The 26,868-nt window shown below is 61.7% G+C and carries 24 protein-coding genes and 1 pseudogene; 16 read left to right on the top strand and 9 right to left on the bottom strand.

Annotated elements, in window-relative coordinates; genetic code table 11:
• From ACFQ95_RS04165 to ACFQ95_RS04135, 7 genes and pseudogenes are all read right to left on the bottom strand, one after another.
• Window positions 1-146 (bottom strand): annotated as a pseudogene (locus ACFQ95_RS04165) (5-dehydro-4-deoxyglucarate dehydratase); the annotation flags it as partial.
• Between the two features lie 119 nt (window positions 147-265).
• On the bottom strand, window positions 266-1,234 hold the full coding sequence (locus tag ACFQ95_RS04160; RefSeq protein ID WP_422829537.1) for a Bug family tripartite tricarboxylate transporter substrate binding protein: 969 nt from the start codon (window positions 1,232-1,234) through the stop codon (window positions 266-268).
• A gap of 21 nt (window positions 1,235-1,255) precedes the next feature.
• A complete protein-coding gene (locus ACFQ95_RS04155; RefSeq protein ID WP_422829536.1) occupies window positions 1,256-2,545 on the bottom strand; it encodes a TRAP transporter large permease in 1,290 nt (429 codons plus the stop codon).
• A 13-nt stretch (window positions 2,546-2,558) separates the two neighbouring features.
• Window positions 2,559-3,158, bottom strand: coding sequence for a TRAP transporter small permease (locus tag ACFQ95_RS04150; RefSeq protein ID WP_422829535.1), 600 nt, complete (start codon window positions 3,156-3,158; stop codon window positions 2,559-2,561).
• 68 nt (window positions 3,159-3,226) lie between these two features.
• Window positions 3,227-4,195 carry a TRAP transporter substrate-binding protein gene (locus ACFQ95_RS04145; RefSeq protein ID WP_422829534.1) on the bottom strand — a complete coding sequence of 323 codons (969 nt, stop codon included), beginning with the start codon at window positions 4,193-4,195 and terminating at the stop codon, window positions 3,227-3,229.
• Between the two features lie 80 nt (window positions 4,196-4,275).
• The gene (locus ACFQ95_RS04140; protein ID WP_422829533.1) at window positions 4,276-5,184 is read right to left on the bottom strand and encodes an SMP-30/gluconolactonase/LRE family protein; all 909 of its coding nucleotides are present in this window, start codon (window positions 5,182-5,184) and stop codon (window positions 4,276-4,278) included.
• Window positions 5,181-5,990, bottom strand: coding sequence for an NAD-dependent epimerase/dehydratase family protein (locus ACFQ95_RS04135; protein ID WP_422829532.1), 810 nt, complete (start codon window positions 5,988-5,990; stop codon window positions 5,181-5,183). The genes ACFQ95_RS04140 and ACFQ95_RS04135 overlap by 4 nt, the downstream gene beginning before the upstream one ends.
• Before the next feature lie 521 nt (window positions 5,991-6,511).
• Between ACFQ95_RS04135 and ACFQ95_RS04130 the strand changes: the two genes are divergently transcribed.
• From ACFQ95_RS04130 to ACFQ95_RS04100, 7 genes are all read left to right on the top strand, one after another.
• Window positions 6,512-7,498 (top strand): TRAP transporter substrate-binding protein, encoded by a 987-nt coding sequence (locus tag ACFQ95_RS04130; protein WP_422829531.1) that lies wholly within the window; start codon window positions 6,512-6,514, stop codon window positions 7,496-7,498.
• A gap of 107 nt (window positions 7,499-7,605) precedes the next feature.
• Window positions 7,606-8,088: a TRAP transporter small permease gene (locus tag ACFQ95_RS04125; RefSeq protein WP_422829530.1), complete on the top strand. Its 483-nt coding sequence runs from the start codon at window positions 7,606-7,608 to the stop codon at window positions 8,086-8,088.
• Window positions 8,089-8,090: 2 nt separating this feature from the next.
• Entirely contained in the window at window positions 8,091-9,443 is a 1,353-nt protein-coding gene (locus ACFQ95_RS04120; protein WP_422829529.1) for a TRAP transporter large permease, read from the top strand.
• 325 nt (window positions 9,444-9,768) lie between these two features.
• Complete coding sequence (locus ACFQ95_RS04115; RefSeq protein ID WP_422829560.1) at window positions 9,769-10,497, top strand: FadR/GntR family transcriptional regulator; 729 nt, start codon at window positions 9,769-9,771, stop codon at window positions 10,495-10,497.
• A 312-nt stretch (window positions 10,498-10,809) separates the two neighbouring features.
• Window positions 10,810-11,574: an SDR family NAD(P)-dependent oxidoreductase gene (locus ACFQ95_RS04110; protein WP_422829528.1), complete on the top strand. Its 765-nt coding sequence runs from the start codon at window positions 10,810-10,812 to the stop codon at window positions 11,572-11,574.
• A gap of 177 nt (window positions 11,575-11,751) precedes the next feature.
• Window positions 11,752-12,723, top strand: coding sequence for a Bug family tripartite tricarboxylate transporter substrate binding protein (locus ACFQ95_RS04105; protein ID WP_422829527.1), 972 nt, complete (start codon window positions 11,752-11,754; stop codon window positions 12,721-12,723).
• A 221-nt stretch (window positions 12,724-12,944) separates the two neighbouring features.
• Entirely contained in the window at window positions 12,945-13,937 is a 993-nt protein-coding gene (locus ACFQ95_RS04100; RefSeq protein WP_422829526.1) for a Bug family tripartite tricarboxylate transporter substrate binding protein, read from the top strand.
• Between the two features lie 81 nt (window positions 13,938-14,018).
• Here the strand turns inward: ACFQ95_RS04100 and ACFQ95_RS04095 are convergent, their stop codons facing one another.
• Window positions 14,019-15,320 (bottom strand): UDP-N-acetylglucosamine 1-carboxyvinyltransferase, encoded by a 1,302-nt coding sequence (locus tag ACFQ95_RS04095; RefSeq protein ID WP_422829525.1) that lies wholly within the window; start codon window positions 15,318-15,320, stop codon window positions 14,019-14,021.
• Window positions 15,321-15,647: 327 nt separating this feature from the next.
• Between ACFQ95_RS04095 and ACFQ95_RS04090 the strand changes: the two genes are divergently transcribed.
• Entirely contained in the window at window positions 15,648-16,862 is a 1,215-nt protein-coding gene (locus ACFQ95_RS04090) for a mandelate racemase/muconate lactonizing enzyme family protein (protein ID WP_422829524.1), read from the top strand.
• Window positions 16,863-16,931: 69 nt separating this feature from the next.
• Window positions 16,932-17,630, top strand: coding sequence for an SOS response-associated peptidase (locus ACFQ95_RS04085; protein WP_422829523.1), 699 nt, complete (start codon window positions 16,932-16,934; stop codon window positions 17,628-17,630).
• On the opposite strand, the gene ACFQ95_RS04080 is transcribed toward ACFQ95_RS04085, so the two are convergent.
• On the bottom strand, window positions 17,627-18,517 hold the full coding sequence (locus ACFQ95_RS04080; RefSeq protein ID WP_422829522.1) for an amidohydrolase family protein: 891 nt from the start codon (window positions 18,515-18,517) through the stop codon (window positions 17,627-17,629). The genes ACFQ95_RS04085 and ACFQ95_RS04080 overlap by 4 nt on opposite strands.
• Before the next feature lie 149 nt (window positions 18,518-18,666).
• Between ACFQ95_RS04080 and ACFQ95_RS04075 the strand changes: the two genes are divergently transcribed.
• The 7 genes from ACFQ95_RS04075 to ACFQ95_RS04045 all read left to right on the top strand — a co-directional run bounded on the left by ACFQ95_RS04075 (window position 18,667) and on the right by ACFQ95_RS04045 (window position 26,841).
• Window positions 18,667-19,449, top strand: coding sequence for a crotonase/enoyl-CoA hydratase family protein (locus ACFQ95_RS04075; protein ID WP_422829521.1), 783 nt, complete (start codon window positions 18,667-18,669; stop codon window positions 19,447-19,449).
• Window positions 19,446-21,323: a feruloyl-CoA synthase gene (locus tag ACFQ95_RS04070; RefSeq protein ID WP_422829520.1), complete on the top strand. Its 1,878-nt coding sequence runs from the start codon at window positions 19,446-19,448 to the stop codon at window positions 21,321-21,323. Before ACFQ95_RS04075 ends, ACFQ95_RS04070 begins: the two co-directional genes overlap by 4 nt.
• Complete coding sequence (locus tag ACFQ95_RS04065) at window positions 21,320-21,724, top strand: nuclear transport factor 2 family protein (RefSeq protein WP_422829519.1); 405 nt, start codon at window positions 21,320-21,322, stop codon at window positions 21,722-21,724. Before ACFQ95_RS04070 ends, ACFQ95_RS04065 begins: the two co-directional genes overlap by 4 nt.
• Before the next feature lie 28 nt (window positions 21,725-21,752).
• A complete protein-coding gene (locus tag ACFQ95_RS04060) occupies window positions 21,753-22,517 on the top strand; it encodes an SDR family NAD(P)-dependent oxidoreductase (RefSeq protein ID WP_422829518.1) in 765 nt (254 codons plus the stop codon).
• Window positions 22,518-22,709: 192 nt separating this feature from the next.
• Window positions 22,710-23,855 carry a porin gene (locus ACFQ95_RS04055; protein ID WP_422829517.1) on the top strand — a complete coding sequence of 382 codons (1,146 nt, stop codon included), beginning with the start codon at window positions 22,710-22,712 and terminating at the stop codon, window positions 23,853-23,855.
• 78 nt (window positions 23,856-23,933) lie between these two features.
• Window positions 23,934-24,923 carry a Bug family tripartite tricarboxylate transporter substrate binding protein gene (locus ACFQ95_RS04050; protein ID WP_422829516.1) on the top strand — a complete coding sequence of 330 codons (990 nt, stop codon included), beginning with the start codon at window positions 23,934-23,936 and terminating at the stop codon, window positions 24,921-24,923.
• Window positions 24,924-25,113: 190 nt separating this feature from the next.
• Window positions 25,114-26,841, top strand: a complete 1,728-nt coding sequence (locus ACFQ95_RS04045; RefSeq protein WP_422829515.1) for a tannase/feruloyl esterase family alpha/beta hydrolase — start codon at window positions 25,114-25,116, stop codon at window positions 26,839-26,841.
• The last annotated feature ends 27 nt before the right edge of the window (window positions 26,842-26,868 follow it).

Below are 26,868 nucleotides of genomic sequence, written 5' to 3'. Positions count from 1 at the left end.
AACAGCGCCGAGGCGCCGTAGGGGGCCAGCCATTCCAGGCGGGCGGCGTACGACTTGGCGTTGAAGTTGCCTTGGGCATCGAAGTCGGTGACGGGGAACGACAACAGGCCGGAGCCCATGATTTTCTTGAGGTCTTGTGGGTTCATGCTCATGATGATCTACCTTGAAACAATGTATTGAACTGGAAGTTGAGGAATGCGGCGCCGTGGTCGGCGCCTGCCTTTTTGGTTATTTGCTTTAAGACAGTGTTTGCGGCCAGGCCGCATCAATCAAGCCGGATGTTGCCGTCCTTCACCACTTGGGCCCAACGAGTGCGTTCCTGGTTGAAGAACTGGTCTTGCTCGGTAGGCAACATCGTCACCACTTCAGCGCCCTGCCCGGTCAGGCGCGAGCGAATGTCGGGGCTGCGAATAATCTTGATCAGTTCGTTGTTGAGCCTGGTGATCACGGCCGCAGGCGTGCCATTGGGCGTCAACACCCCTTGCCAAGTGCCGGACTCAAAATTGGTCACACCTTGTTCTGCCAGCGTGGGCACATCGCCCACCAACGGCATGCGGGTTTTCTTCGAGATCGCCAACACCTTGAGCTTGCCGCTTTGCACGTGTGGCAAGGTCGCAAGCATGCCGTTCATCAGCACCTGGGTCTGGCCGCCGATGGTGTCGCCAATGGCTTGTACGCCGCCCTTGTAAGGCACGTAGATCCACTTGGCGCCACTGGCGCGCTCGACCGCCACACCGGCCAGATGCGGGGCGCTGCCCATGGCGGTGACGGCGAAGTTCAGATCCGATTTTTTGGAGTACGCCACCAACTCCTTGAAGTTGGACACGGGCACCGACGGATGCACCACCAGCATGTGCGGCGAGTAGGCCAGCATGGTCACGCCACGCAGGTCTTTGCTCGGGTCAAAAGCCAGCTTGGTGTAGACCGAAGGGCTGATGGCCAGCGCGCCCACGTCGCACAACAAAATGGTATGGCCGTCTGGTGCAGACTTGGCGACAAACTCCGCGCCCAGGTTGCCATTCGCACCGGGACGGTTTTCCACGATCACCGACTGCTTCAGCGCTTCAGACAGCGGTTGGCTGATGGAGCGCGCGATGATGTCCGACGAACCGCCTGGAGGGTACGGCACGATCAGCTTGATCGGCTTGTTGGGAAAGCTTTGGGCCATGGCAGGCAAGCCCACCGTAGCCAATGCGCCGGACGCCAGCAATACCGTTCTGCGATTCAATGTCATGTTTGTCTCCTGGTCTCGTGTTTACTTGAACACACTCGGCAGCCACAGCGAGAACGCTGGTACGTAGGTCACGAGCGCCAGACAAACCGTCAGCGCACCGTAGAAAGGCAGGATGGACTTCATCACCTGCCCCACCGATATCTCCCCAATGGCACAGCCGACGAACTGGGTCACCCCCACTGGCGGTGTGTTGAGTCCCAGGGCGCAGTTGATCAACATGACGATGCCGAACTGCACGGGATCCATGCCAAACTGTGCCGCGATAGGCAAGAAGATGGGCGTACAGATCAGAATCGTGGCGGCCATGTCCAAGAAGGTGCCCAGCACGAACAACAGCACGTTGATCATCAGGAAGATGACCCATGGCGTGGCCGAGACAGACGTCATCAGCGCGCCGGTTTTCTGCGGCACTTCATACAGCGCCATGAAATAACCGAAGGCCGAGGAGATACCGATCAGCAGCAGCACCACACCGGTGGTCTTGCAAGCCTTGGCGCAAGCCTTCAGGAAGTGTTGCCACGACAGCGAACGGTAAACCAGCACCGTCACCAGCAAGGCCCACAACACGGCCGTCGCAGCCGACTCGGTCGCGGTGAAAATGCCCGACAAGATGCCAGCCAGGATGATCACCACGATCAGCAGGCCAGGCAAAGCCGCCAGGAAAGCCTTGATCACGACCTTCCAGCCAGGGAAGGTGCCGTGCGTGGGGTAACCACGCTTCACCGCCACATAGTAGGCCGCCACCAGGTTGCAGATGGTGAGCAGCAGCGCAGGAATGACGCCAGCCAGGATCAGGCTGAACACGCTGACCGAGGCAATGCCGGTGGTGGCCAGTGCAAAGATGATCAGGTTGTGCGAGGTCGGCATCAGCGCCCCCACCAGTGCCGCGTGTGTGGTCACGTTGACCGCGTAATCGGCGTCGTAACCCTCTTTCTTCATCAGCGGGATCATCACTGAGCCCATGGCCGACACGTCGGCCAATGGAGAGCCGGCAACACCGCCGAACAAAGTACAGCCGATCACGTTGCTCATGCCCAGGCCGCCACGCACGTGGCCCACCAGGCTGTTGGCAAAACGCACGATGCGGTCGGCGATACCGCCGTAGAGCATCAGTTCACCGGCGAACACGAAAAACGGAATCGCCAGGAACGAGAACACCTGCATGCCGCCGACCATTTTCTGGAAGACGATGGCGGTGGGAATGCCCGAATAAAGCACGGTACAGACCGAGGCCAGACCGATGGAAAACGCCACCGGCACACCCAGCACCAGCAGAATCGCAAAACTCAACGAGAGAACGGTTAGTTCCATTTAATTCTTTCAGTCAATACCAGGATGGAACCACGTCCTCGTTGCGCAGCAGTGCGATGATGTGCTCGATGGAGAACATCACGATCAACACACCACAAATCACGAGCGACAGGTAATCAAGACCCGCAGGCAGACCCAGCATGGGATCGAGTTCGTCCCACTTCAGACGCGTCCAGAGCCAGCCGTTTTGCACCATGATGATGCCGAACACCACCACCAGCAGGTGGATCAGCACCTCCAGTTTCAAACGCATGTTTTCTGGCAGCAGGGACACCAGGGATTCCAGGCCGATGTGGCCGGCATCGCGCACGCCCACAGCCACGCCGAACGAGGTGACAAACAACACCAACTGCAGGGCCAGCGCTTCAGCCCAGGTCGGGGTGTCGTTGAAGATGTAGCGGCCGACCACCTGGGTCTGCACGCTGAGAATGATGCCGATCAGGCAGATGATCCCGAGGATCAGGCAGCTCTTGCTGAGAAAGCCGCACAGGCGCGCATAAAAATGCCGCGCAGGTGGACGTTCGTGTTCGGAGTCGAGACCGGGGGCGACGGAACTCACGGCCGCCGTGTTGGCCGCAGCCGTCGCCGAGGTCGATGTAGAGGATGCACTCATGGGGGTCCTAAAGAACGCGAGAAGCTCGGGCCAGCAACTGCCGGCCGGAGCTTCTCGCGGTCATGGGTTTACTTCGTGTCTTGAACGGCCTTCACCAGGCGTTGCAGGTCAGGCGTGGTGATGAACTTGGCGTACACCGGAGCCATGGCGTTCTTGAACGAAGCCTTGTCCACGTCGGTCACGATCTGCGCGCCGGCCTTGGTCACGATGGCCAAAGCCTTGGCTTCCTGCTCGTCCCACTTCTGGCGCTGGAAGGTCACGGATTCCTTGGCTGCAGCACGGAACATGGTTTGTTCGGCTGGCGACAGCTTGTCGAACACGGCCTTGGACATCACCAGCATTTCAGGCGCCATGGAGTGCTCGGTACGCGAGTACACCTTGACGGCTTCGTAGTGCTGGAAACCTTCGTACGAAGGGATGTTGTTTTCAGCGGCGTCGATCAGGCCGGTCTTCAGCGCGGTCAAGACTTCACCGGTAGGCATTGGCGTGGCGTTGGCACCCATGGCGCCGACCAGCGAAACCCACAGTTCAGACTGTTGCACACGGATCTTCAGACCCTTTGCATCGGCAATGGTGCGCACCGGCTTCTTGGCATAGATCGAACGCGCGCCGCTGTCGTAGAAAGCCAAGCCGACCAGACCCTGGCTCTCGCAACCCTTGAGGATTTCTTCGCCGATAGGACCGTCCAGGGTCTTGCGCATGTGGGCGATGGAGTCAAACAGGAAAGGCATGGTGGGCACCAGGCTCTTGGGGCAGATCGCGTTCAGCGAGCTGATGTTGACGCGGTTCAGATCGAGTGCGCCGATCTTGACCTGGTCCAGCGTTTCCTTTTCGGAGCCCAGAGCACTCTTGTTGAACACCTTGATCGTGTACTTGCCATTGCTTTGCTTGGACAGCACTTCGCTCATGTGCTTGACAGCTGCAACGGTGGGGTATTCGTCGCTGTTGTGCACATCGGCCGAGCGCAGTTCGACAGCCTGGGCGCTCACGCAAAGGCCAGCGATTGCAGCAGCAATAAGGCGATAAGAAAACTTCATGTTTGTCTCCTGTGAAGGATTGGTTAGAGAAAAGAAAAAACGCGACGCAAAACTACCGGGGAAAACGACTTCAAAAATGCTTACCTGGGGAAGCGAGAAAACAGTGGTTCGGGCAAGCCCCGCACACCTGGGTCCAGCGCAAACACCGCGCCGTTGAGTCCCGGCGTATCGGCGGCCACGGTGCCGGGCAGGATGGACGTGACATACAACACGTCAAGGTTTGGACCACCAAAGGCGCACATCGATGGTTTGGCCACCGGCACTTCGAGTGATTTCACCAGGCGGCCTTGCGGATCAAAGCGGTGTACCTTGCCGGCATCGTTGCCGCAGATCCAGTAATGGCCTTCTGCGTCCACGGCGGCGCCATCGGGGCGGCCAGGCAAGTTGGTCATGTCGACGAACTCACGCGGGTTGGCCAATTTGCCGTGTTCGGCATCAAACTCAAAAGCCCAGATACGCTGCACGCTGGGGTGCGAGTCGGACATGTAAGCGGTTTTGCCATCAGGACTGAAGGCCAGTCCGTTGGGCGTGATGATGTCCTGCACCTGGGCGGCGCTCAGGCCGTTTTCGTCCAGATAGTACAAGGCACCCAAGGCGGAGGCCTTGGACATGTCCATCACCATGGTGCTGATCCAGAAGCGCCCCTGCGCGTCGCAGCGGCCATCGTTAAAACGCATGCCTTCTGCGAGGTGCGTGATGGGTGCCAGCAGGTTCACGCGCACTTCGGGCGCAGCCAACAACTCAACAGCAAAAACGCCGGTCTCCATGGCGGCGACCACCACGCGGTTGCCGCCGTTGTCAGCCGTCAGGGCAATACAACCCACGCGCTCGGGCAGTGCCCAGCTTTGCACGGTGTCAGCAGCGGCATCCCAGCGGCGGATGAAGCGGCCTTCGATGTCAACCCAGAACAGCGCTTGGCCTGCTGGGTCCCACACCGGGCATTCACCCACACGGTCACGCGTATGGCCGATCACGGGCACTGCGCTCATGACTGGTAAGGGCCTTGCACCGTGAAACCACCGCCGTGCGTGGTGTGCGCGGGGTTGTTCAAATCAGGTGCGCTGGTTTGCGCGTAGATTTCTTCACGGAACTGATCCGAGCTGTCCTGCGGCACATAACCCACGTGTTTGGCGCGGCTGTTGTCCCACCAGGTGACGGCGTTGTTCGACATGCCAAAGATGATGCTGTGCTTGAGCACGGGCGTCGTCAGGCAGGCGGTGACCAGGCGATGCAAGTCGCCGTAGCTCAGCCAGGTGGCCAGCATGCGGCGGTCGCGCGGCTTGGGGAAGGACGAGCCGATGCGCACACACGCGGTCTCGATGCCATAACGCTCGAAGTAGAACTTGGACAGGTCTTCACCAAAAGCCTTGCTCAGGCCGTAGAAGCTGTCGGGGCGCGGAGGCGCGTCGGCATTAATGGTTTCGCCCTGGCTGTAGAAACCCACGACGTGGTTGGAGCTGGCAAACACAATACGCTTCACACCAAAGCGGCGCGCGGCCTCATACAGGTTGTACAGCCCCAGGATGTTGGCCTGCATGATGGGCAGGAACGGGCCATCGACCGAGATGCCACCCAGGTGCACGATGGCGTCCACGCCCTGCACCATCGCGTCCACGGCGGCCGCGTCAGCCAGGTCAGCCAGCATCACTTCTTCATTCGCGCCAGCAGGGCCGAAGTCAGCAATATCAGACAGGCGCAGCGTGTTGCAGTTCTGCTTGAGGCTTTCGCGCAGCACTTTGCCCAGACCACCGGCAGCACCGGTGAGCAAGATTTTTTCGTGCACTTTCAGGGTCATTTTTTACTTCTCTAGAGGGAATAAAGGATGGGCTGGACGGGCGCCGCCGGGCAAGAGGGCCTGTACATTTCCGGCCAACACATCAGTCGTACGTTGTCTGATGACTTGAAATTTTCAAGATTTGGCAGGGCTTTGTCAAGCGCTTTTTCTCCTGACATACCCTAGGAATGGATCTCAAATCGATCTTGGATCAAAGCGAAAAGCCAATCAGGACAGCAGGCAACTCAACTCGGTCGCTAGTTTCGCATCCCGTTGGGGACATCCTATTACGGGTAAACCCGTTGTCTTGCTTTGGCTTTAAGTTATAGGATGACTGATAAATGACAGTTTCTCGGTAAATCGCTACATGTTGATCACTCGCCCATTGCCTCAGGGCAACAGCGGCAAGCTTCTGCAACACCCCACCGACCCCTATCCGGCTTTTCCAAAGCCGTTCACCGGCGCAGCTATGGGCAATTAAAAACCGCACATCGCTGGCCATCCCTCGACGCTCAAACCTATATACAACAAGGAGCTCAACCATGCGTAAATTCAACCGCACCTTACTCAGCCTGATCGCGGCTGCAGCCGTCTGCGCCGTCAGCGGCCAGGTGTCTGCACGAACCTTCCGTTCGGCCGATGTCCACTCCAAGGACTTCCCCACCAATATGGCGGTGAAGTACATGGGCGAGGAACTCAACAAAGCCACCGGCGGCAAAGACACCATCAAGGTGTTTGGCGACAGCTCGCTGGGTTCTGAAAAGGACACCGTCGAACAGGTCAAGATCGGCGCCATCGACATGGTGCGCGTGAGCCTGGCCTCGTTCAACGGCATCGTGCCCGAGTCCATGGTGCCGTCGTTCCCGTTCATCTTCCGTGACCTGGCTCACTTCCGCAAAGCCATCTACGGCGCTGAAGGCGACAAGATCCTGGCCGCCTTCGACAAGGCGGGTTTTGTCGGCCTGGCCATGTACGAGAGTGGTTCGCGCTCCATGTACGCCAAGAAGCCGATCAAGACCGTGGCCGACATGAAGGGCCTGAAGATCCGCGTGCAGCCATCCGATCTGTCGGTGGCCATGGTCGCCGCCATGGGCGCCTCCCCCGCCCCCATGCCCATGGCCGAGGTCTACTCCGGCCTCAAGACCGGCCTGGTCGACGCCGCTGAAAACAACATCCCGTCCTACGAAGAAGCCAAGCACTACGAGTCCGCCGGCGTGTTCTCGGAAACCATGCACGTGATGACGCCAGAAGTGGTGGTGTTCTCCAAGAAGGTGTGGGACACGCTGACACCCGCCGAGCAAGCCGGCCTGCGCAAGTCGGCCAAGGCTTCGGTGGCCTACTACGTGACCCTGTGGGATGCCAAGGAAAAAGAAGCCAAGGCGGCCGTGCTCAAGGGCGGCGCGAAGATCGTTCCCGCAACGGAAATCGACAAGACCAGCTTCGTCAACGCCGAAAAGCCGGTCTGGGACAAATTTGCCAGCACGCCTGAACTGAAGTCGCTGGTGCAAGAGATCGTCAACGTCAAGTAAGCCGACGCACCGCAATTCAGCGCCGGACCGCTTGCCGCGATGCAGGGCTTTTGCCCCGCATCCGGCAGGCTGTCCGGCGTCGCGGTGCAACAGCAGAAAGCCATCCCATGGATCTCTTCAATTCAATCAACGAGCACCTGTCCAATTGGGTGCTGCGTGCGGCCAGCGCTTGCCTGGCGGCTTTGGGCATCGTGGTCATCTACGGCGTGATCATGCGTTACGCCTTTAATGACGCCCCACCCTACGTCGAACAAGTGGCATTGCTGCTGGTGATCTCGGTCGCCATGTTTGGTGCTGCTTCTGGCGTGCATGACGCGGGCCACATCGGCCTGGACTCGGTGGTCAAGCTGCTGCCCGAAAAGGCGCAGTTCCTGTGTCTGGTGGTGGTGCAACTGCTCACCATCTCGTTTGCCGTCATCTTGCTGTGGGGCTGTGAACACATGGCCACCTCGACACGCCACGACACCATTCCCACGCTGGGCATTTCCGAGGCCTGGCGCTACGTGCCGCCGATGATTGCGGGCGTTCTCATCATCCTGTTTTCAGTCAAGCACATGCTGGCACTGTTCACGAATAAAACCCAGGCCTGATCATGGAACTCGCTGTACTTTCCCTGAGCTTCGCGCTCTTTCTGGCACTTGGGGTGCCGGTGGCGTTTGCCATCGGCCTGAGTTGCCTGGCCACCTTTGCCGTGGAGGGCCTGCCCCTGGCCACCGCCATGCAGATGATGGTCTCCGGCATGAACGTGTTTTCCTTCCTGGCGATTCCGTTCTTCATCTTCTCGGGCGAACTGATGCTGCACGGCGGCATTGCCGACAAGATTCTCGACTTCGCACGCAGCATGGTCGGTCACATGAAGGGCGGGCTGGGCCTGGCCAACGTCATGGCCAGCACGCTGTTCGGCGGCGTCTCCGGCTCGCCGATTGCCGACACCTCGGCCATGGGCGGCGTGATGATTCCCATCATGAAGCGCGAAGGTTATAGCGCCGACTACGCCGTGAACGTGACCACCCACGCCTCGCTCACCGGCGCGCTGATGCCCACGTCGCACAACATGATCATCTACGCGTTTGCCGCGCAGGCGGCGGCCGGCACCATAGGCGGCGACGTGATCCGCGGCGTGTCCATCGGTGACCTGATGTTCGCCGGCCTGGTGCCGGTGTTCTGGATCATGGTGTGTATGTTGATCGCCGCCTACTGGCAAGCCGTGCGCAACGGTTTCCCCAAGCGCGCCGACGGCTCCTCCATGCTGGAACGTTTCCCCGGCTGGAAGGCCGTGCTGACCACCTTCATCGCCGCGATCCCGGGCCTGATGGTGATCGTGGTGATCCTGGGCTGCGTGATGGGTGGTGTCACCACCGCCACCGAAGCGGCGGCGATTGCGGTGGCGTATTCGCTGTTCCTCACGGCCGTGATCTACCGCACCATGAGCAAGGAAAAACTCGTCAAGTCGCTGAAGAAAGCCTCCAAGACCACAGGCGTGATCCTGCTGCTGATTGGTGTGTCCAACATGCTGCGCTGGCAAATGGCCTACCTGGAAATCCCGGAGGCAATTGAAAGCGCACTGATGCACGCCACACAAACGCCATGGCTGATGCTGCTGTACATCAACATCATCCAGATCTTCCTGGGCATCTTCCTGGACATGGCCGCGCACATCTTGATCACCACCCCGCTGTTCCTGCCGCTGGCCATGCAAATGGACGTGGGCCCGGTGCAGTTCGGCATGATGCTGCTGCTCAACTGCGCTCTGGGCCTGGTGCACCCGCCCGTGGGCACGGTGCAGTTTGTCGGCTGCGCCATCGGCGACATCTCGATTGGTGAGGCCACCAAAACCGCCTGGCCGTATTACCTGGCGATATGGATTGCGATCAACCTGGTGACCTATGTGCCGGCGTTCTCCACCTGGCTGCCGTCGCTGATCACCGGGCATCCGGTGCATTAGCCGCGCGCCCAGCCTGTCGCCTCAAACCCAGCAAGTCCCAGCCCGGCCCCCACACCTGCCGCCTGGGACTTTTTTTCACCGCCAGAGAATTCCAGCGTGAATCTTCGGCACAACAGCCTCTTACAAGATAGCCCCGCACAGGCTGGACTTTTACTTGGCCTTTGCTACAGTGAGCGCGTTACTGAGCACATCAGTCATACGTTGTCCGATAATAAAAACGAGTCCGACTCGCGACACATGCAAATCCCTGATGGAATCTAACACCCACATTTCACCACCCGGCGGCGTCGCTGCGCCCGCCGTGCCCGCTGGCGTTGACACGGGCATGCCACGCACACGCCGCGCACGCGGCCTGGTTTCCGAAGTTGTTGACAACCTGTCGGGCAGCATCCGCCAGGGCCAGTTGCAGCAAGGCGACAAACTGCCCACCGAAGCCGAAATCATGACCCGCTTCGACGTCAGTCGAACCGTGGTGCGCGAAGCCATCTCGCGCCTGCAGGCCTCTGGTCTTGTGGAGACGCGGCACGGCATTGGCACCTTTGTGATTGCGCCACCCGAATCCGGCAACTTCAAGATTGCGCCCGAAGACTTTGCCACCGTGGCCGATGTCATCGCGCTGCTGGAGTTGCGCATCAGCCTGGAAACCGAAGCTGCCGGCCTGGCCGCCCAGCGGCGTACTCCGGCCAATCTGGTGCAACTGGAAAACGCGTTGAAAGGCTTTCACGACGCCATCCAGAACGACCAGGACGCCGTGCCCTCCGACTTCCAGTTCCACATGGAAGTGGCCCGCTCCACCGGCAACCAGCACTTTGCCGACCTGATGACCTACCTGGGCACGATGATCATTCCGCGCACACGCGTGAACACCTTGCAAAACGCACCCGAGGGCCGTTTGCAATACCTGCTGCGTGTGCATGGCGAGCACGAAAACATCTACGCCGCGATCCGCCAGCAAGACTCCGAATCGGCCCGCGCGGCCATGCGCACCCATTTGTCGAACAGCCGCGAGCGCCTGCGCAAAAGCCAGCCGCCCGAGACCATGCTCAAGGGCTGACAACGCCATTCAGCGCGTACAAAAAACACAAGCGGCGCAGCCCTCTCGAAACGCCTGCCATTTCCCCAAAGCAGATCAAGCAGCGGGGGATGGCAGGCGTTTTATTTGTTGCAGCATTCACACGCTGAAGGCCCGGGAACCGGGTTTTCCCGAACCAGCAGCTAATGTCTTTAGTTGTACGATGACTTAACAGAATCGACACCCATATCTGCGCTGCTGCACGCCTTCGGCGTGTGTGGCTGTCATGTGGCCTGCACCCCGTGCAAGGCATTCTTTTGAATCTGCAAACCATCTCACCAGGGAAGAATCTTCATGGAAGACCTCAAAGGCAAAGTTGTACTCGTGACCGGCGCCAGCACTGGCATTGGCGCAGCCGTGGCCAAAGCCTTCGGCGCACGCGGCGCCAAGGTGGTGGTGCACTACAACCAGTCTGAAGCTGCCGCCAGCGCCGTGGCCGCCGATATCCAGGCCGCCGGTGGCGAAGCCGTGACCGTGCAAGCCGATGTGCGCGACAGCCAGGCCATCAAAACCGCCGTCGCCAAAAGCGTCCAAGCCTTCGGCCACATCGACATCCTCATCAACAACGCCGGTGGCCTGGTGCAGCGCGTGCCAATCGCCGAGATGAGCGACGCGTTGTTCGACGACATCCTGCACATCAACGCCCTGTCCGTGCTGGCCTTCTGCCGCGAAGTGGTGCCGCTGATGCGCGCACGCGGCCAGGGTGGCAACATCATCAACGTGACCTCGGTGGCCGCGCGCCACGGCGGCGGCCCCGGTGCTTACCTGTACGCCGGTGCTAAGGGTTTTGTGAGCACGGCCACGCGTGGCCTGGCCAAGGAACTGGTGGGCGACAAGATCCGCGTGAACGCGGTGGCGCCGGGCGTGATCGTCACGCCATTCCACGACCGCTACTCCACGCCGGCGATGCTGGAATCGTTCAAATCCTGTATTCCCATGGGCCGGCTGGGCGATGCCGACGAATGCACGGGCGCGTTCCTGTTCCTGGCGTCCGAAGTTTTGTCCAGCTACGTGACCGGACAGATCATTGAAGTCAACGGCGGCCAATACATGCCGTAACTTGTTGCACTCCCCAGGCTTCGCGCACTTCGTGTCGCTACGCCACCCCCTTGCAGGGGCGACACCGGTGGCCTGGCAAAGCCAGTTCCACGGTGTCCCCCCGCTACTGCAGAGCCCAGCTTAATAAGGGCTCGCTGACGAGAGTTTTTGTTCACCACTAACCGAGAGAGAGACATTTTGAAAGTTACCGCCCCCCGCCTTGCCGCAGTGTTTGCCGCTGCCGCCCTGAGCTTTGGTTTTGCCGCGCCAGCTTCGGCACAAAGCGACTACCCTAACCACCAGATCGAATTGCTCGTGCCCTACCAAGCCGGTGGTGGCACCGACGGTCTGGCACGTGCGTTTGCCGATGCCAGCCGCAAACACATCAACCAGCCCATCGTGGTGCTGAACAAGCCCGGCGCGGGCGGTGCCATTGGCTGGAGCGAGGTCATCAACTCCAAACCAGACGGCTACAAACTGGCCGTGTTGACGGTGGAGTTGCTGACGCTGCCGCACCTGGGCCTGGCCAAGTTCAAGTACGACGACTTCCAGCCAATCGCACAATTGAACTCCGATCCCGCCGCCATCACCGTCAAGGCCGATGCACCGTGGAACACGATTGAAGAGTTCATCGCCGCTGCGAAGAAGTCGCCTGAAACCGTGCGTGTGGGCAACTCGGGCAACGGCTCCATCTGGCATTTGGCTGCCGCTGCCTTGCAGGACAAGACCGGCACCAAGTTCAACCACATTCCCTACCAGGGCGCGGCACCTGCGGTGTTGTCGCTGCTGGGTGGCCATATCGAAGCCGTGGCGGTGAGCCCGGCCGAAGTCTGGACCCATGTGCAAAGCGGCAAGCTGAAGACGCTGGTGGTGATGGCCGACAAACGCCTCAAGGGTTATGAAAACGTGCCCACCGCCAAGGAACGCGGCATTGACCTGAGCATAGGCACCTGGCGCGGCCTGGGCGCACCGAAGAACACACCACCGGAAGTGATGGCCAAGCTGCGCGAGTTCACCGCAAAGACGGCGCAAGAGCCATCACTGCGCGAAGTCATGGACAAGCAAAACCTGGGCTTTGTCTACACCGACGGCGCCGCCTTCAAGGAAACGCTGGCCAAGGACAACGTCTACTTTGGCGACCTGATCAACAAACTCAACATCAAACCCTGATCTGTTGAACACCCCCAGGCTTCGCGCACTTTGTGTCGCTGCGCCAACCCCCTTGTAGGGGGCAACAGCTGCGGCCTGGCAAAGCCAGGGCCAAAGTGTTCCACGCGTGAAGACAGGGGTGATCTACACCGCAGCTAAAACTATTAAAACAGTAGCTGTTCCCGCAGATGCAACAGGCGTCTGCGGGCATTTTTTCTTATAGGCACCAGAGGAGATTTAGCATGCAACGCCGCACACTTATACACACCGCCGTCGCCACCTTGGCGGCCGCCGCCCTGCCGGTCTGGGCACAGGGCAACTGGCCCACGGGCAAGGCCATCACCTATCTGGTGCCGTTTCCCGCGGGTGGCACGACCGACGTGTTGGGCCGCTTGATCGCGCAGCAACTCGGCACCACGCTGGGCACCTCGGTGATCATCGACAACAAAGGTGGCGCGGGCGGCAGCGTGGGCTCGGAGATCGCGGCGCGTGCGGCCCCGGACGGCTACACCATGCTGGGCGGCACCATCAGCTCGCATGCCATCAACGTCAGCCTGTATCCGAAGATCGGCTACGACCCTATCAAATCGTTCTCCCCGGTCACCTTGATCGGCACCAACCCGGTGGTGCTGGTGGTGAACCAGAACAGCCCCTACAAGACCCTCAAGGACGTGGTGAATGCGGCCAAGGCCAAGGCGTCGTCAGGCGGCTTGTCGTCGGCCTCGGCCGGCACCGGCACCTCGCAGCATCTGGCGCTGGAACTGATGGCCTACAAGTCGGGCGTGAAGTTCACACACATTCCCTACAAAGGCAGCGGCCCGGCGATTCAGGACGTGATCGGCGGTCAGGTCGACATGATGTTCGACACCACCGTGGTGGCCGGCCCACACATACAGAGCGGCAAGCTGCGCGCCATTGCCGTGACCTCGGCCAAACGCCTGGCCTCCATGCCCGATGTGCCCACCGTGGCCGAGTCTGGAGTGCCCGGTTTGCAGGACTTTGAAGTGGTGTCGTGGCAGGCCATTTTTGTGCCGGCGAATACACCCGCACCCGTCATCGAGCGTCTGCACAAGGAAATCCGCACCATCCTGGCCAAGCCAGACATGCAGGAGAAGCTGAAGAACTTCGGCATGGAGCCGGCCGACCTGACACCCCCACAGATTGCCAGCTTCCAGAAGGCCGAAGTCGACAAGTGGGCGCAGGTGATCAAGGCGGCCAACATCAAGCCGGACTGAACACCACTGCCCCTAAATGCAAAACGCGCCCGAGGGCGCGTTTTTTACTGGAATTTACTGGGCCCCATCAGCCCGGCAACATCACTCTTCGCTGGTCCACTCCACATTCACACCCAGGCTGCGCAGGTTTTCCACAAAGTGCGGGTGAGCACGGCGAATCGGCGCGGCGTGGCGAATCTCGGAGCGCCCGTCTATGCTGGCGGCCACCATGAACAGCGCAATTGCCACGCGAATGATGTAGGGGCTCTCCACCACGGCGGGCGTCAGCTTGTGCCCGCCAAAGGTGACGATGCGGTGGGGGTCGGAGGCAAACACGTGGGCGCCAAATTTCGACAGCTCACCAGTCCAGCCCAAGGCGCCGTCGTACACCTTGTTCCAGAACATGGCGTTGCCCTCGGCACACACACCCAGGGCAATAAAAATGGGCAGCAGGTCGACCGGGAAATAAGGCCAGGGCGCGGCCTCCACCTTGGTCAGCACATTGCTGGTGAACGGGGTCTCGACCTTCAGCGGCCCGCTACGAATGGCACGCGACCAGCCGTCCTCGTGCACGATCTGCACGCCAAACTTGGCAAACGTGCGGTCGATCAGCGGAAAGTTCTCCGGCGCGCTGTTGCGCACCACCACATCACCGCCGGTGATCGCCCCCAGCGCCAGGAAGGTGGTGATCTCATGAAAGTCTTCGTCGAAACGGAATTCGCCGCCGCCGAGCTGGGCACCACCATGCACCGTGACACGCGAGGTGCCCATGCCATCTATGCGTGCGCCCATCATCACCATGAAGCGGCAGAACTCCTGCACGTGTGGTTCACACGCCGCATTGGTGAGGGTGGAGGTGCCATCGGCTGCGGCAGCACACAACACGAAGTTTTCGGTGGTCGTCACCGAAGCGTAGTCGAGCCAGTGATTGGTCGGGGTCAGACGGCCGGGTGTGCGCACGATCAGTGAACCATCGGCGCGCTCGACCTGGCTGCCAAAGCGGCGAAACACGTCGACGTGTGGGTCGATCTCGCGCACACCCAGGGTGCAGCCCTTCACGTTGTCTTCGAGCCGGGCCACGCCAAATCGCGCCAACAGCGGCGGCACCAGCATGATGGACGAGCGCATCTCCTCGGGCAGGCGGTGCTGCGCCGCATCAAATGTCGTGTTTTGGTGGTGCAACTCCAGCGTGCCGCTGGCGTGGTCCATGTGGACATGGCTACCCAGTGTGCGAAAGATCTCCAGGATCTTGCGTACGTCGGTGATGTCCGGCACGCCCAGCAGGCGCAGGGGCTCACGCGTGAGCAGCGTGGCACACAACACCGGCAACACGGCGTTTTTGTTGGCCGACGGCGTGATGCGACCGCGTAGCGGTGTACCGCCGTGAACGATGAGATTGGACATGTTGAAACCAGGGTGAACGGGGGGCTAGCGTGCGCATTTTTAGGCAACGCCAGGGGAAAAAATAGCCGCCATTGTCCGCCTTCTTGTGCGCTGCGCTGTAAGAGCCTGTTCAGATGAGCTGCCAGTTCGGCGCGGCAAGCTTGCGCGCCGTCTGGGGCGGTGCTGCGAAACCAGATGCGGCGTGAAGACAAACGGATTTTTTGATCAAAAAATTCAATTCAAAGAAAAATCATGTTAATTTATCGATTCATTTGATCAAATCCAAAGACACACCGCCATGCACCGTTCGCCACCAAGGCCGAGATTTGTGATCGGCGGCCAGCCCACATGACCGCCGTCAGCCGCCTTCCCCTGCCCCACCTGCGCTGCGCGACTCTGCACACCGCCCGTATCAGCCCGAAAACCATTTGGTGCTTTGTGCAGCTGTGCACCTACGACGGCCTGACCGGCGAAGCTGAGGCCACCCTCAACGGCCAGGAGGACGCACTGACGGCCACCGCAGCCCGGCTGTTCCCGGCACTGCTGCCAACAGCCAGGCCGCTGGAACCCTGGGCGCTGGCAGAAAAAGCGGCACCGGCCGATTTGCCGCAGGCGGCAATCATCAGTGCCATCGACCAGGCCTTGTGGTCGCTACACGCTCAGCGCCTGCAACAACCGTTGGCAAAAGTATTGGCGCAGCATGCGGCACAAGGGTTGGCGGCGACACCATCGGGCGCATCACCAAGCGCGCTACGCGAGCACATTCCGGTCTACGCCAACATCAACCGGCGCACGGTTTTGCGCAGCCCCCAGGGTTTTGCGCAGAGCGCCGCCACGGCACAGGCCGCCGGGTTCAACGCCTACAAACTGGCGCCGTTTGACGAAGTCAACACCAGCCTATGCGCCCAGGGCAACGGTGTGCAAGCCATGCAAGCCGGGCTGGCGCGCGTGGCCGCGGTGCGCGAGGTGGTGGGGCCGCAGGCGCGCCTCATGGTCGACTGCCATTGGCGCTTTGACGAGGCCACGGCGCGGCACCTCAACGACGCGGCGGCGGCACTTGGCGTGTATTGGGTCGAGTGCCCGCTACCCGAGGTGCCGGAGAACATTCCCGCCTTGACACGTCTGCGCACACAAGCCAACGCGCAAGGTGTGCGCCTTGCTGGCCTGGAAGAAAACATAGGCTGGGACAGCTTTCGCCCTTACTGCGAAGCCGGCGCCTACGACGTGGTGATGCCCGATGTGAAGTATGTCGGCGGCATGGCGGAGATGTTGCGCCTGGCGCAGCACTGCGCGGCGCTCGGCGTGCAGGTGTCGCCCCACAACCCTAGCGGGCCCATCTGCCATGCCGCCAGCTTGCATCTGGCCAGTGTGCTGCCGGCATTCGACATGCTGGAGATGCAATTTGACGAAAGCCCGCTGTTTCAAGCCTTGGTGACGCCGGCCTTCGCGCCGATTGAACACGGCCAGACCGTGCTGCCCAAGGGCCACGGCCTGGGCCTGCAGTTGCACTTGCCGCAACTGCAGATGCTCACAGAACGTGTGCCCTTGCGCTGGGAGGCCTGAGAGCCAGCAAATGGATGTTGACGTGAGCACATCGGCAGCGCGCGGCCCGGCGGCGGCTACCATGCCGGCATGAGCACCCATTACGAAACCATACAACGCGCCGAATCCTTTACCGAAGCCTTTCACGTGGCGCCGCCCGCCGCATTGGGTGCGCGCGACATGTGGCCGCGCAAGCCGGGGCTGTGTATACGCGCACGGCCCGCAGAGGCTGACGCACCCGAGGGCGCGACCATCACCCGCGAACTCATCCCGGCCCAATGGGGCCTGGTGCCGCACTGGGTCAAGTCCGCATCCGATGGCAAGCTGCGCGCCACCAAGCTGGTCAATGCCGTCGCCGAGACCGCCGCCAATTCGAAGAACTTTCGCGATGCCTGGCTGCAGAACCAGCGCTGCATCGTGCCCATGCAGGCCTTCTGGGTGGACGACTTGCGCAGCGGCAAGGCCGTGCCCACACGCATCTCGCGTGTCGACGGCAAACCCATGGCCGTGGCCGGCCTGTGGGCCAGTTGGAGCGGGCCCGAAGGCGAGCCGTTGTTGAGCTACACCCTGCTGACGGTCAACAGCAATAGCCACGCCTTGATGCGCCGCTACAAGCCTGCGGGTAACGACGGCTTCATGCCGGTCATCCTCAACGAAGGCGCGGTTGATGCCTGGCTCACGGTGCGCATAGAGAAGGCCAAGGAATTCATGCGCCAGTACCCGGCCAACTGGCTGACCGCGAATCCACTGGAAACCAAGGCGGACAAGATTCCCAAGGGTTTGTTTTAAACCGCCGCAGCGTTGGCAGCGGCCTTGTCCAGCCCCAGCAAACGCACGGCGTTGTCTTTCAAGATGCCGGGCATCACCTCGGGCTTGAAGCCCGCGTCTTCAAAGTCTTTCATCCAGCGGTCGGGCGTGATCAGCGGGAAGTCGCTGCCAAACAGGATGCGGTCTTTGAGCAGCGTGTTGGCATATTGCACCAGTTGCTTGGGAAAGTACTTCGGACTCCAACCCGACAAATCTATCCACACATTGGGCTTGTGTGTGGCCACGCTCAAGGCCTCGTCCTGCCACGGAAAACTGGGGTGCGCCATCACGATCTGCATGTCGGGGAAATCAATCGCCACATCGTCCAGATGCATGGGGTTGCTGTACTCCAGCCGCAGGCCGCCGCCACAACGCATGCCGCTGCCAATGCCGCTATGCCCGGTGTGGAAGATGGCTGGCAGCTTGTGCGCGTTGATCACCTCGTAAATCGGCCAGGCCATGCGGTCGTAAGGATGGTAGCCCTGCACCGTGGGGTGGAACTTGAAGCCGCGCACGCCGTGTTCGGTGATCAGCCGCTCGGCTTCACGTGCGCCCATCTTGCCCTTGTGCGGGTCTATGCTGCCAAAGGCGATCATCATGTCGCTGTTGTCACGCGCAGCTTCGGCGATTTCTTCGTTTGGAATGCGGCGCCGGCCTATCTGTGACTCGCTGTCCACCGTGAACATCACCAAGCCGATCTTGCGTTCGCGGTAATACGCAATCGTCTCGGGAATGGTGGGCCGGCGGCTCGATTTGAAATACTTGTCGGCGGCCCGGTCGTACTCTTCGGCGTAGTTGTCAAACGGGTTCCAGCAACCCACCTCGGCGTGGGTGTGGATATCAATCGCGACGAGATTCTTGTAGTCCATAAAGTCTCCTCAAACAAAACAGCGCACGGGCCAATCACCCGTGAAACAAGTTGGCGAACAGCACGGGATAACCCCAATAAAAAACTAAATTGCTCGCTTGAATTGATTATGTTCCATAACCATAATCCACACCAGAAAGAAACACACAGATGACCTCAACCGATCTCCATTTCGAACTCCACGGCGAAGAACAGGAAGTTGCCGTCGTGCGTTTGACGCGTGGCAAAAAGCGCAACGCATTAAACGACGGACTGATTCTGGCCCTGCGCGACCAGTTTGACCAATTCCCCGCCAGCGTGCGTGCGGCCGTGATCGACGGCGAAGGTGAACACTTCTGCGCCGGCCTCGATTTAAGCGAACTCAAGGAACGTGACGCCGGCCAGGGCCTGCACCACTCACGCATGTGGCACAGCGCCCTGGAACGCCTGCAGTTCGGCCCCGTGCCCGTGGTTGCGGCCTTGCACGGTGCGGTGGTCGGCGGCGGCCTGGAGCTGGCCAGCGCCTGCCACATTCGGGTGGCCGACGAAACCACGTTCTACGCCCTGCCCGAAGGCTCGCGCGGCATTTTTGTCGGCGGCGGTGGTTCCGTGCGCATCCCCAAACTGATTGGCGTGGCGCGCATGACCGACATGATGATGACCGGCCGCGTCTACAACGCCCAAGACGGCGAGCGCGCCGGTTTTGCGCAATACCTGGTGCCCACCGGCAGTGCGTTCGACAAGGCGCTGGAACTGGCCAAACGCATCGCCACCAATGCACCGCTGACCAACTATGCGCTGATGCACGCCCTGCCGCGCATCGCCGAGCAGCCGTCCGACCAGGGCCTGATGACCGAAGCCCTGATGGCCGCCATTGCCCAAAGCGCCCCCGAAGCCAAGGACCGTGTGCGTGCGTTTCTCGACGGCCGCGCCGCCAAGGTGAGCAAGTCATGAGCAACGCAGCCGGTCAGATCAAATACCGTCCGCTGACCTTCGGCGTGACACGCGGCGTGGTGCGCGAAGGTGCGCCCGGTGTGCGTTACCTACGGGCCGATGCCACGTTGCAGCCGTTTGTGGAACGCATGACCGACCGACTGCATCACTGGGCCGCCACACAACCCGACACCACCTTCATCGCCCGCCGCGAACGCCTGCTTGACGGCACCACCGGCGACTGGGTGCGCGTGAGCTACGCCCAGGCGCTGCAACACGCACGCAGCATCGCCCAGGCGCTGCTCGACCGCGGCCTGAGCGCCGAACGCCCCGTGGCCATCCTCAGCGAAAACAGCATAGAGCACGCGTTGATCGCGCTGGGCTGTCTGGTCGCCGGTGTGCCTTACTGCCCGGTCTCGCCGGCCTACTCCACCGTGAGCCAGGACTACGAGAAACTGCGCCACGTTTTTGGCGCGTTGACACCCGGCCTGGTGTTCGCCGCCGACGCAAAACGTTATGGCCGCGCCATCACACAAGCCGTGCCAGCCGATGCTGAAGTGGTGCTGGGCGAAGGGATGATCGATGGCCGCGCCACCACCACGCTTGATGCCTTGCTAAACACAGCCGCCAGCGCTGCGGTAGACGCCGCGATGGCCGCCACCGGCCCCGACACCATCACCAAGTTTTTGTTCACCTCGGGCTCGACCAAGCTGCCCAAGGCGGTGATCAACACTCACCGCATGTGGTGCGCCAACCAAGAGCAACTGCGCCACTGCATTCCGGCGCTGGGCGACGAGCCACCGGTGTTAATCGACTGGCTGCCGTGGAACCACACCTTTGGTGGCAACCACAACGTAGGCATCGTGCTCGACAACGGCGGCACACTCTACATCGACGACGGCAAACCCACACCCGCTGGCATGGCCGAGACCCTGCGCAACCTGCGCGAGATTGCGCCCACCGTGTACTTCAACGTGCCCACCGGTTTTGAAGCCATCGCCCAGGCGATGGAAACCGACGCCCAGTTGCGGCGCAATCTGCTGTCGCGTGTGAAGATGTTCTTCTACGCCGGTGCCGCCTTGGCCCAGCCGGTATGGGACAGCCTGCACCGCACACAAGAGGCCGAAGTGGGCGAACGCATCGTCATGGGCACCGGCCTGGGCATGACCGAATCCGGCCCGTTTGCGCTCTACATCACCGGCCCCGAAGTGCAGTCTGGCGATCTGGGTTTGCCCGCACCCGGCATAGAACTCAAGCTGGTCGACATCGACGGCAAAACCGAAGTGCGCTACCGCGGCCCCAACATCACGCCCGGTTATTGGCGCAACCCCGAAGCCACGGCAGAGGCGTTTGACGAAGAAGGTTTCTTCAGCACCGGCGACGCCGTGGGTTGGATAGACGAGCACAACATCCACCGTGGCCTGCGTTTTGACGGGCGTATTGCCGAAGACTTCAAACTCGCCACCGGCACCTTTGTCAGCGTGGGCCCGTTGCGCGCCAGGATCACCACCGCGGGCGCACCTTATGTGCAGGACGTGGTGCTCACCGGTCTCAACCTCAAGGAAGTGGGCGCACTGATTTTCCCCACACAAAAAGTGCGCACGCTGGCGGGCTTGGCGAAAGACGCAAGCCTGCGCGAAGTCCTAGACAGCGCACCCGTGCAAGCCTTCTTCCAAGAGTTGCTCAACACCCTTTCGGCCAGCAGCACAGGCAGCGCCAACCGCATTGCCCGCGCGCATCTGGAAAGTGATGCCCCGTCCATAGACAAGGGCGAGGTCACCGACAAAGGCTCGATCAACCAACGCGCCGTGCTGAAGCACCGCGATGCCACGGTGCAGGCGCTGCATGCCGACACCCTGCCCCATACGCTGAAACCGCAGAAAGCCGCCGCATGAGCACCGCCCAACTCGACACCGTGCGCCGCTACCTCAAAGCCTTGCATGCCAGCGACGTGCCTGCGTTGGTGGCCAGCTTCGCGCCCGATGGTGAGGTCATTTCGCCCTTCCTGGGCAGCATGCGCGCGAGTGACTTCTTCCCCAAGCTGGCGTCGGCCTCGTCGCGCAGCGTGATCACGCCCATCGACCTGTTTGCCAGCGTCGAGCCAGCCACCAATGGCACACGTGTGGCAGCCTACTTTCGCTACGACTGGACCTTGAAAGACGGCAAGCTTGTCACCTTCACCTGTGTCGATGTCTTCGACTTCAAGCCTGGCAGCGACCGCATCAGCCTGATGACCATCGTCTACGACACCCACCCGCTGCGCGAAGAAGTGGGCGACAAATACGCCAACGCTTAAAGCGGAAAGCCCCTAGGAGACAAACCCCATGCTGTTGAAAGACCAAGCCGCCATCGTCACCGGAGGCGCCTCCGGCCTAGGTGAAGCCACGGCGCGTGCGCTGGCGGCGGCCGGTGCCAAGGTGGCGCTGTTCGACCGCAACACCGAGCGCGCCCAGCTGGTGGCGCAGGAGATTGGCGGTGTCGCCTGCACCTGCGACATCACCGACACCGCCTCGGTGGAAGCCGCCATAGCGCGTGCCGCCGAGGCCCACGGCCCGGCACGCATCTTGATGAACGTGGCCGGCATAGGCTCGGCCAAACGCATCATCAACCGCGACGGCACCCCCGCAGCGCTGGAAGACTTTGCACGGGTGGTCAACGTCAACCTGATTGGCAGCTACAACATCAGCCGCTTGTTTGCGGCGGCCTGCGCCAAGCTGCCCGCACTGGAAGACGGCGCGCGCGGGGTGATGCTGTTCACCGCATCCGTGGCCGCATTCGACGGTCAGGTGGGCCAACAGGCCTACAGCGCTTCCAAGGGCGGCATTGTGGGCATGACCCTGCCGATGGCGCGTGATCTGGCGCAGCACGGCATCCGCGTCTGCACCATCGCTCCCGGCCTGTTTGCCACACCGCTGATGCAGGAGCTGCCCGAAGCGGTGCAGGAGTCGCTGGCCAAGTCGATTCCGTTTCCGCAGCGCCTGGGCAAGCCCGAAGAGTTTGCCGACCTGGCACTGCACATCGTGCAGAACGGCCACCTCAATGGCGAGGTGATACGCCTGGACGGCGCCCTGCGCATGGCGCCACGATGAACCGCCGCAGGGCCCCAGATGGGGCCATACGTTTTCCAATGCAGGCGGCCACCGCCGGCCTGCATGTCCCTAGTGCCCCCGCACATGTCGCGCCATTCGGCCGTCATCTACGTTAGAGCGAACCTCTGCAGCAACACCCGCCCGCAGCAGATTCGAACGACCACCACGCTAAAAAAAGAAGGATTCCTGGCAATGAGACATACCCGCATCGCAACCGCCGTGGCCGCATTGGCCATCTCCGCCGGCATGGCTGCCACCACTGCCCACGCACAAACCGCTTCTGGCGTCACCATGTACGGCATCGTCGACGTTGGTGTCGAGCACCTGAACCACGTGGCCAGCACCGGCGGCGGCAGCATCACACGCATGCCATCGACCACCAGCCTCCTGCCTTCGCGCTGGGGCCTGCGTGGCAGCGAAGACCTGGGCGGCGGCCTGAAAGCCAACTTCACCTTGGAAGCTGGCATTGCGCCCGACCAAGGTACCTCCAACCAGGGTGGCCGCGCCATGGGGCGCCAAAGCTGGGTGGGCATGAGCGGCAACTGGGGTGCGGTGAGCCTGGGCCGTCAATACTCGATGCTGTTCTGGTCCATGCTCGATGCCGATCTGATCGGCCCCGCCGTGTACGGCCTGGGCTCGCTCGATGCCTATATTCCGAATGCCCGGGTCGACAATTCGGTGGCCTACCGCGCCAACTTCGGCGGCTTGGCCGTGGGTGCGGGCTACAGCTTTGGCCGCGATGCGGTGAACGCCGGCCCCAGCCCCGCAGGAACCAACTGCGCCGGCGAAAGCGGTGCCGACAAACAGGCCTGCCGCCAATGGTCCTTGTACGCCAAGTACGACACCCCTGGCTGGGGTCTGGCCGTTGGTTATGACAGCCAAAATGGCCGCACAACCACATCGGCCACCGACCTGGTGTTTGGCGGCATGAACTCCAGCAGCAAACACGATGACCGCCTGTCCGTGGGTGCTTACGTCAAGCTGGCCAGCGTGAAGATCGGTGGTGGCCTGCTGCGGCGCGACAACGACGGTGATGCAGTGAAGCCACGCAGCGACCTGTGGTACCTGGGCGCCTCTTACCCCTTGACCGAAGCGCTGACCGTTGAAGGCCAATGGCTCAACCTGAGCTACAAAAACGTGTCGAACTACGACTCGAACATGCTGGTCGCCCGCGCCATCTACAACCTGTCGAAACGCACCGCCGTCTACACCCAGTTCGGCTTCATCAACAACGACAGCTTGGCCACGGTGTCGGTCAGCGGCGGCTCACCTGGCAGCAACACCACGCCCGGCGCTACCCAAACCGGTTTCAACGTGGGCATACGCCACGTGTTCTAAAAACCTTTGAAGTCTGCTGCAGCCGGGCCCAGACCCGGCGCAGCACAAACCACTTTCGAACAGCCCACAGGAGACAACATGACCACCCGCCGCCATTTCACCCAAAGCCTTGCCGGCATCGCCGCGCTCACGGCCCTGCACCCACTCTCCGCCCTGGCCCAAGGCCTGGCGCAAGTCAAAATTTTCTACGGCTTCCCACCGGGCAGCGCGGGTGACAGCGTGGCGCGCCGCGTGGGCGAAAAACTGGCCGGCACGGCCTACACCCCCAACCCCGCCGTGGTCGACAACCGGCCCGGCGCCGGTGGCCGGATTGCGCTTGAAGCGTTGAAGAGCGCGCCGGCCGATGGCTCGGTGCTGGCCCTGGCGCCGGTGTCGGCGATGTCGGTCTACCCCTATATCTACAAACAGCTGAGCTACAAGCCGGAAGACTTTGCACTGATTTCGATAGGCGCCGTCATGCACCACGGCCTGGCCGTAGGCCCCATGGTGCCGGCCTCGGTGAAAACGCTGAAGGACTTTCTGGACTGGGCCACCGCCAACCCAACTCTGGCCAATTACGGTTCGCCCGGCGCCGGCAGCATGCCACACCTGCTGGGCGCCTTGCTCGGCATTCGCAGCAAGGTGGAACTGAAACACGTGCCCTACCGCGGCACGGTGCCTGGCATCACCGACCTGGTGGCCGGCCAAATTGCAGCCACCATGAACCCATCGGGCGACTACCTCAGCTACGCCAAGGCCGGCAAGCTGCGGGTACTGGCCACGTCCGGGCCAAAACGCTCGCCCTACTATCCCGATGTGCCGACCTTTGCCGAACAAGGCTTCGCTGACCTGGTGGTCGAAGAATGGTTTGGCTTCTACGCACCGGCCAAGACGCCAGCAGCCGTGCAGGCCAGCGCCAATGCGGTGATCAACCAGGCGCTCAAAGACAAAAGCGTGCTCGACAGCCTGGCCATGGTGGGCTTGATTCCCGCCGGTTCTACCCAAGAAGAAATGGCGCGCTCGCAACACGCCGAGTACGAGCGCTGGGGGCCGCTGGTCAAGCAGATCGGTTTCTCGGCAGATTCTTAAAGCCTGACCTCGTTCGATGTGAGATGAGATGGGCGCGTGAGAGCGCCCAGGGGGAAGCTACGCCTGCAAAAGCCAGCCCCGCCCATCCTGCATCGATGCACCAGCGGCTTTGCGGTATTCCGGTGCATTCCGGGTGTTTTCGTGTTTTGTGCAAGTCAGTAGATCAAAAACCATTCGAGAGGAGTCAAACATGCACGTTCCCCACCACAGCGCTTCCACACGCTGGATCCTGGCCTCAGCCCTCGCCACGCCATTCCTGGCAGCGTGTGGCGGCGGCAGCGACGCGATCAGCTTGGTCGATGTGCCCTTGCCGCAACTCACGGCCGCCAGCGCTGCGGCGCTGCAGTCCTGCACCGACCTGGCGAGCAAATTCAGCTTCGCCAACACCACGGTCACGGCGACTGAAACCGTCGCCGCCGGCGGCCTCACCGTAGCCGGCAAACCGGTGCGTGCGCACTGCCGGGTCACCGGCAGGATGTTTGACCGCGTGGGCCCCGTCGATGGTGTGGCGTATGCGATTGGTTTTGAAATGCGCCTGCCCAACGACTGGAACGGCCGTTTCTTCTACCAGGCCAACGGTGGCACCGATGGCAGCGTGGTCACCGCCACCGGTGGCATCAATGGCGGCGCAGCACTCGACAATGCCTTGAACATGGGCTTTGCGGTGATCAGCTCGGATGCCGGCCACGGCCCCACCATAGGTTCGGCCTTCGGCATAGACCCGCAAGCGCGGCTCGACTACGGTTACCAGGCCGTGGGCAAACTCACGCCCATGGCCAAAGGCCTGATCCAAACCGCCTACGGCAAAGCGCCAGACCGCTCGTACATCGGCGGCTGCTCCAACGGCGGACGCCACGCCATGGTGGCCGCGTCGCGTTATGCAGCGCAGTACGACGGCTTTCTGGTGGGCAATCCGGGCTACCGCTTGCCGCTGGCGGCCATTGCCAACATCGCCGGGGTTCAGCAATACGCCAAGCTGGCGAGCACACCATCAGACCCAGCCACCGGCTTTACCACGGCCGAGCGCAGCCTGGTCAGCAAGGCCGTGCTGAACAAGTGTGATGCACTCGATGGCGCCACCGACGGCCTGGTACAAGACACTGGCGCCTGCCAGGCCGCCTTTAATCTGGAGCGCGATGTGCCCACCTGCTCCGGCGCGCGCGATGGCACTTGCCTGAGCAGCGCCCAGAAGACGGGAATCGCCGGCTTGTTCAGCGGCGCCACCACCTCGGCGGGTGCCAGGATCTACGCCAGCTTCCCGTATGACGCAGGGCTGAACACCGCAGGCTGGGCGAGCTGGAAGTTCAGCGCGCCGCTGACGCGCGACTCCGGCGCCGTGGCGCAGATCTGGAGTGTGCCGCCCACCCCTACGGCCAGCTTCAACGGCACAACGTTCGCGTTGACCGGCAACGTCGACAACATGCTCGCCGCCGTCAACACCACCAACACGCTCTACACCGAAAGCGCCATGGCGTTCATGCTGCCACCGAATCCGTCTGACCTGGGCATACTGCGCAACCGCGGTGCCAAAGTCATGCTGTACCACGGCACGGCCGACCCCATCTTCTCCAGCGACGACTCCACCGCCTGGTACGAAGTCCTGCGTGGCAAATACAGCGAAAACGCGGCCAACTTCGCCCGTTTTTACCGCGTCCCCGGCATGAACCACTGCAGCGGCGGCCCGGCCACCGACCAGTTCGACATGTTGACGCCGCTGGTCAACTGGGTTGAAAAAGGCCAGGCGCCCGATGCCGTTGTCGCCACCGCGCGTGGTGCCGGCAACGCCGCGAGTGTCAATAGCGATCTGCCCGCCGACTGGGCCGCCAACCGCAGCCGCCCACTATGCGCCTACCCCAAGGTGGCGCGCTACAGCGGCAGCGGCGACTTGAACAACGCGGCCAACTTCAGCTGCCAGTAAGCTGCCCTCAACTCTCACCCATTGGCC

The sequence above is a fragment of the Variovorax sp. HJSM1_2 genome, from assembly GCF_049316285.1.
GTDB lineage: Bacteria > Pseudomonadota > Gammaproteobacteria > Burkholderiales > Burkholderiaceae_C > Rhodoferax_B.
Note: the sequence above shows the minus strand (reverse complement) of the source record. Positions and strands in the feature narration are given on the sequence as shown.

Coding starts and splice junctions, on each gene's coding strand:
- ACFQ95_RS04160 (WP_422829537.1), bottom strand. CDS start 1,234: ATGACATTGAATCGCAGAACGGTATTGCTGGCGTCCGGCGCATTGGCT.
- ACFQ95_RS04155 (WP_422829536.1), bottom strand. CDS start 2,545: ATGGAACTAACCGTTCTCTCGTTGAGTTTTGCGATTCTGCTGGTGCTG.
- ACFQ95_RS04150 (WP_422829535.1), bottom strand. CDS start 3,158: ATGAGTGCATCCTCTACATCGACCTCGGCGACGGCTGCGGCCAACACG.
- ACFQ95_RS04145 (WP_422829534.1), bottom strand. CDS start 4,195: ATGAAGTTTTCTTATCGCCTTATTGCTGCTGCAATCGCTGGCCTTTGC.
- ACFQ95_RS04140 (WP_422829533.1), bottom strand. CDS start 5,184: ATGAGCGCAGTGCCCGTGATCGGCCATACGCGTGACCGTGTGGGTGAA.
- ACFQ95_RS04135 (WP_422829532.1), bottom strand. CDS start 5,990: ATGACCCTGAAAGTGCACGAAAAAATCTTGCTCACCGGTGCTGCCGGT.
- ACFQ95_RS04130 (WP_422829531.1), top strand. CDS start 6,512: ATGCGTAAATTCAACCGCACCTTACTCAGCCTGATCGCGGCTGCAGCC.
- ACFQ95_RS04125 (WP_422829530.1), top strand. CDS start 7,606: ATGGATCTCTTCAATTCAATCAACGAGCACCTGTCCAATTGGGTGCTG.
- ACFQ95_RS04120 (WP_422829529.1), top strand. CDS start 8,091: ATGGAACTCGCTGTACTTTCCCTGAGCTTCGCGCTCTTTCTGGCACTT.
- ACFQ95_RS04115 (WP_422829560.1), top strand. CDS start 9,769: ATGCCACGCACACGCCGCGCACGCGGCCTGGTTTCCGAAGTTGTTGAC.
- ACFQ95_RS04110 (WP_422829528.1), top strand. CDS start 10,810: ATGGAAGACCTCAAAGGCAAAGTTGTACTCGTGACCGGCGCCAGCACT.
- ACFQ95_RS04100 (WP_422829526.1), top strand. CDS start 12,945: ATGCAACGCCGCACACTTATACACACCGCCGTCGCCACCTTGGCGGCC.
- ACFQ95_RS04095 (WP_422829525.1), bottom strand. CDS start 15,320: ATGTCCAATCTCATCGTTCACGGCGGTACACCGCTACGCGGTCGCATC.
- ACFQ95_RS04090 (WP_422829524.1), top strand. CDS start 15,648: ATGACCGCCGTCAGCCGCCTTCCCCTGCCCCACCTGCGCTGCGCGACT.
- ACFQ95_RS04085 (WP_422829523.1), top strand. CDS start 16,932: ATGAGCACCCATTACGAAACCATACAACGCGCCGAATCCTTTACCGAA.
- ACFQ95_RS04080 (WP_422829522.1), bottom strand. CDS start 18,517: ATGGACTACAAGAATCTCGTCGCGATTGATATCCACACCCACGCCGAG.
- ACFQ95_RS04075 (WP_422829521.1), top strand. CDS start 18,667: ATGACCTCAACCGATCTCCATTTCGAACTCCACGGCGAAGAACAGGAA.
- ACFQ95_RS04070 (WP_422829520.1), top strand. CDS start 19,446: ATGAGCAACGCAGCCGGTCAGATCAAATACCGTCCGCTGACCTTCGGC.
- ACFQ95_RS04065 (WP_422829519.1), top strand. CDS start 21,320: ATGAGCACCGCCCAACTCGACACCGTGCGCCGCTACCTCAAAGCCTTG.
- ACFQ95_RS04060 (WP_422829518.1), top strand. CDS start 21,753: ATGCTGTTGAAAGACCAAGCCGCCATCGTCACCGGAGGCGCCTCCGGC.
- ACFQ95_RS04055 (WP_422829517.1), top strand. CDS start 22,710: ATGAGACATACCCGCATCGCAACCGCCGTGGCCGCATTGGCCATCTCC.
- ACFQ95_RS04050 (WP_422829516.1), top strand. CDS start 23,934: ATGACCACCCGCCGCCATTTCACCCAAAGCCTTGCCGGCATCGCCGCG.
- ACFQ95_RS04045 (WP_422829515.1), top strand. CDS start 25,114: ATGCACGTTCCCCACCACAGCGCTTCCACACGCTGGATCCTGGCCTCA.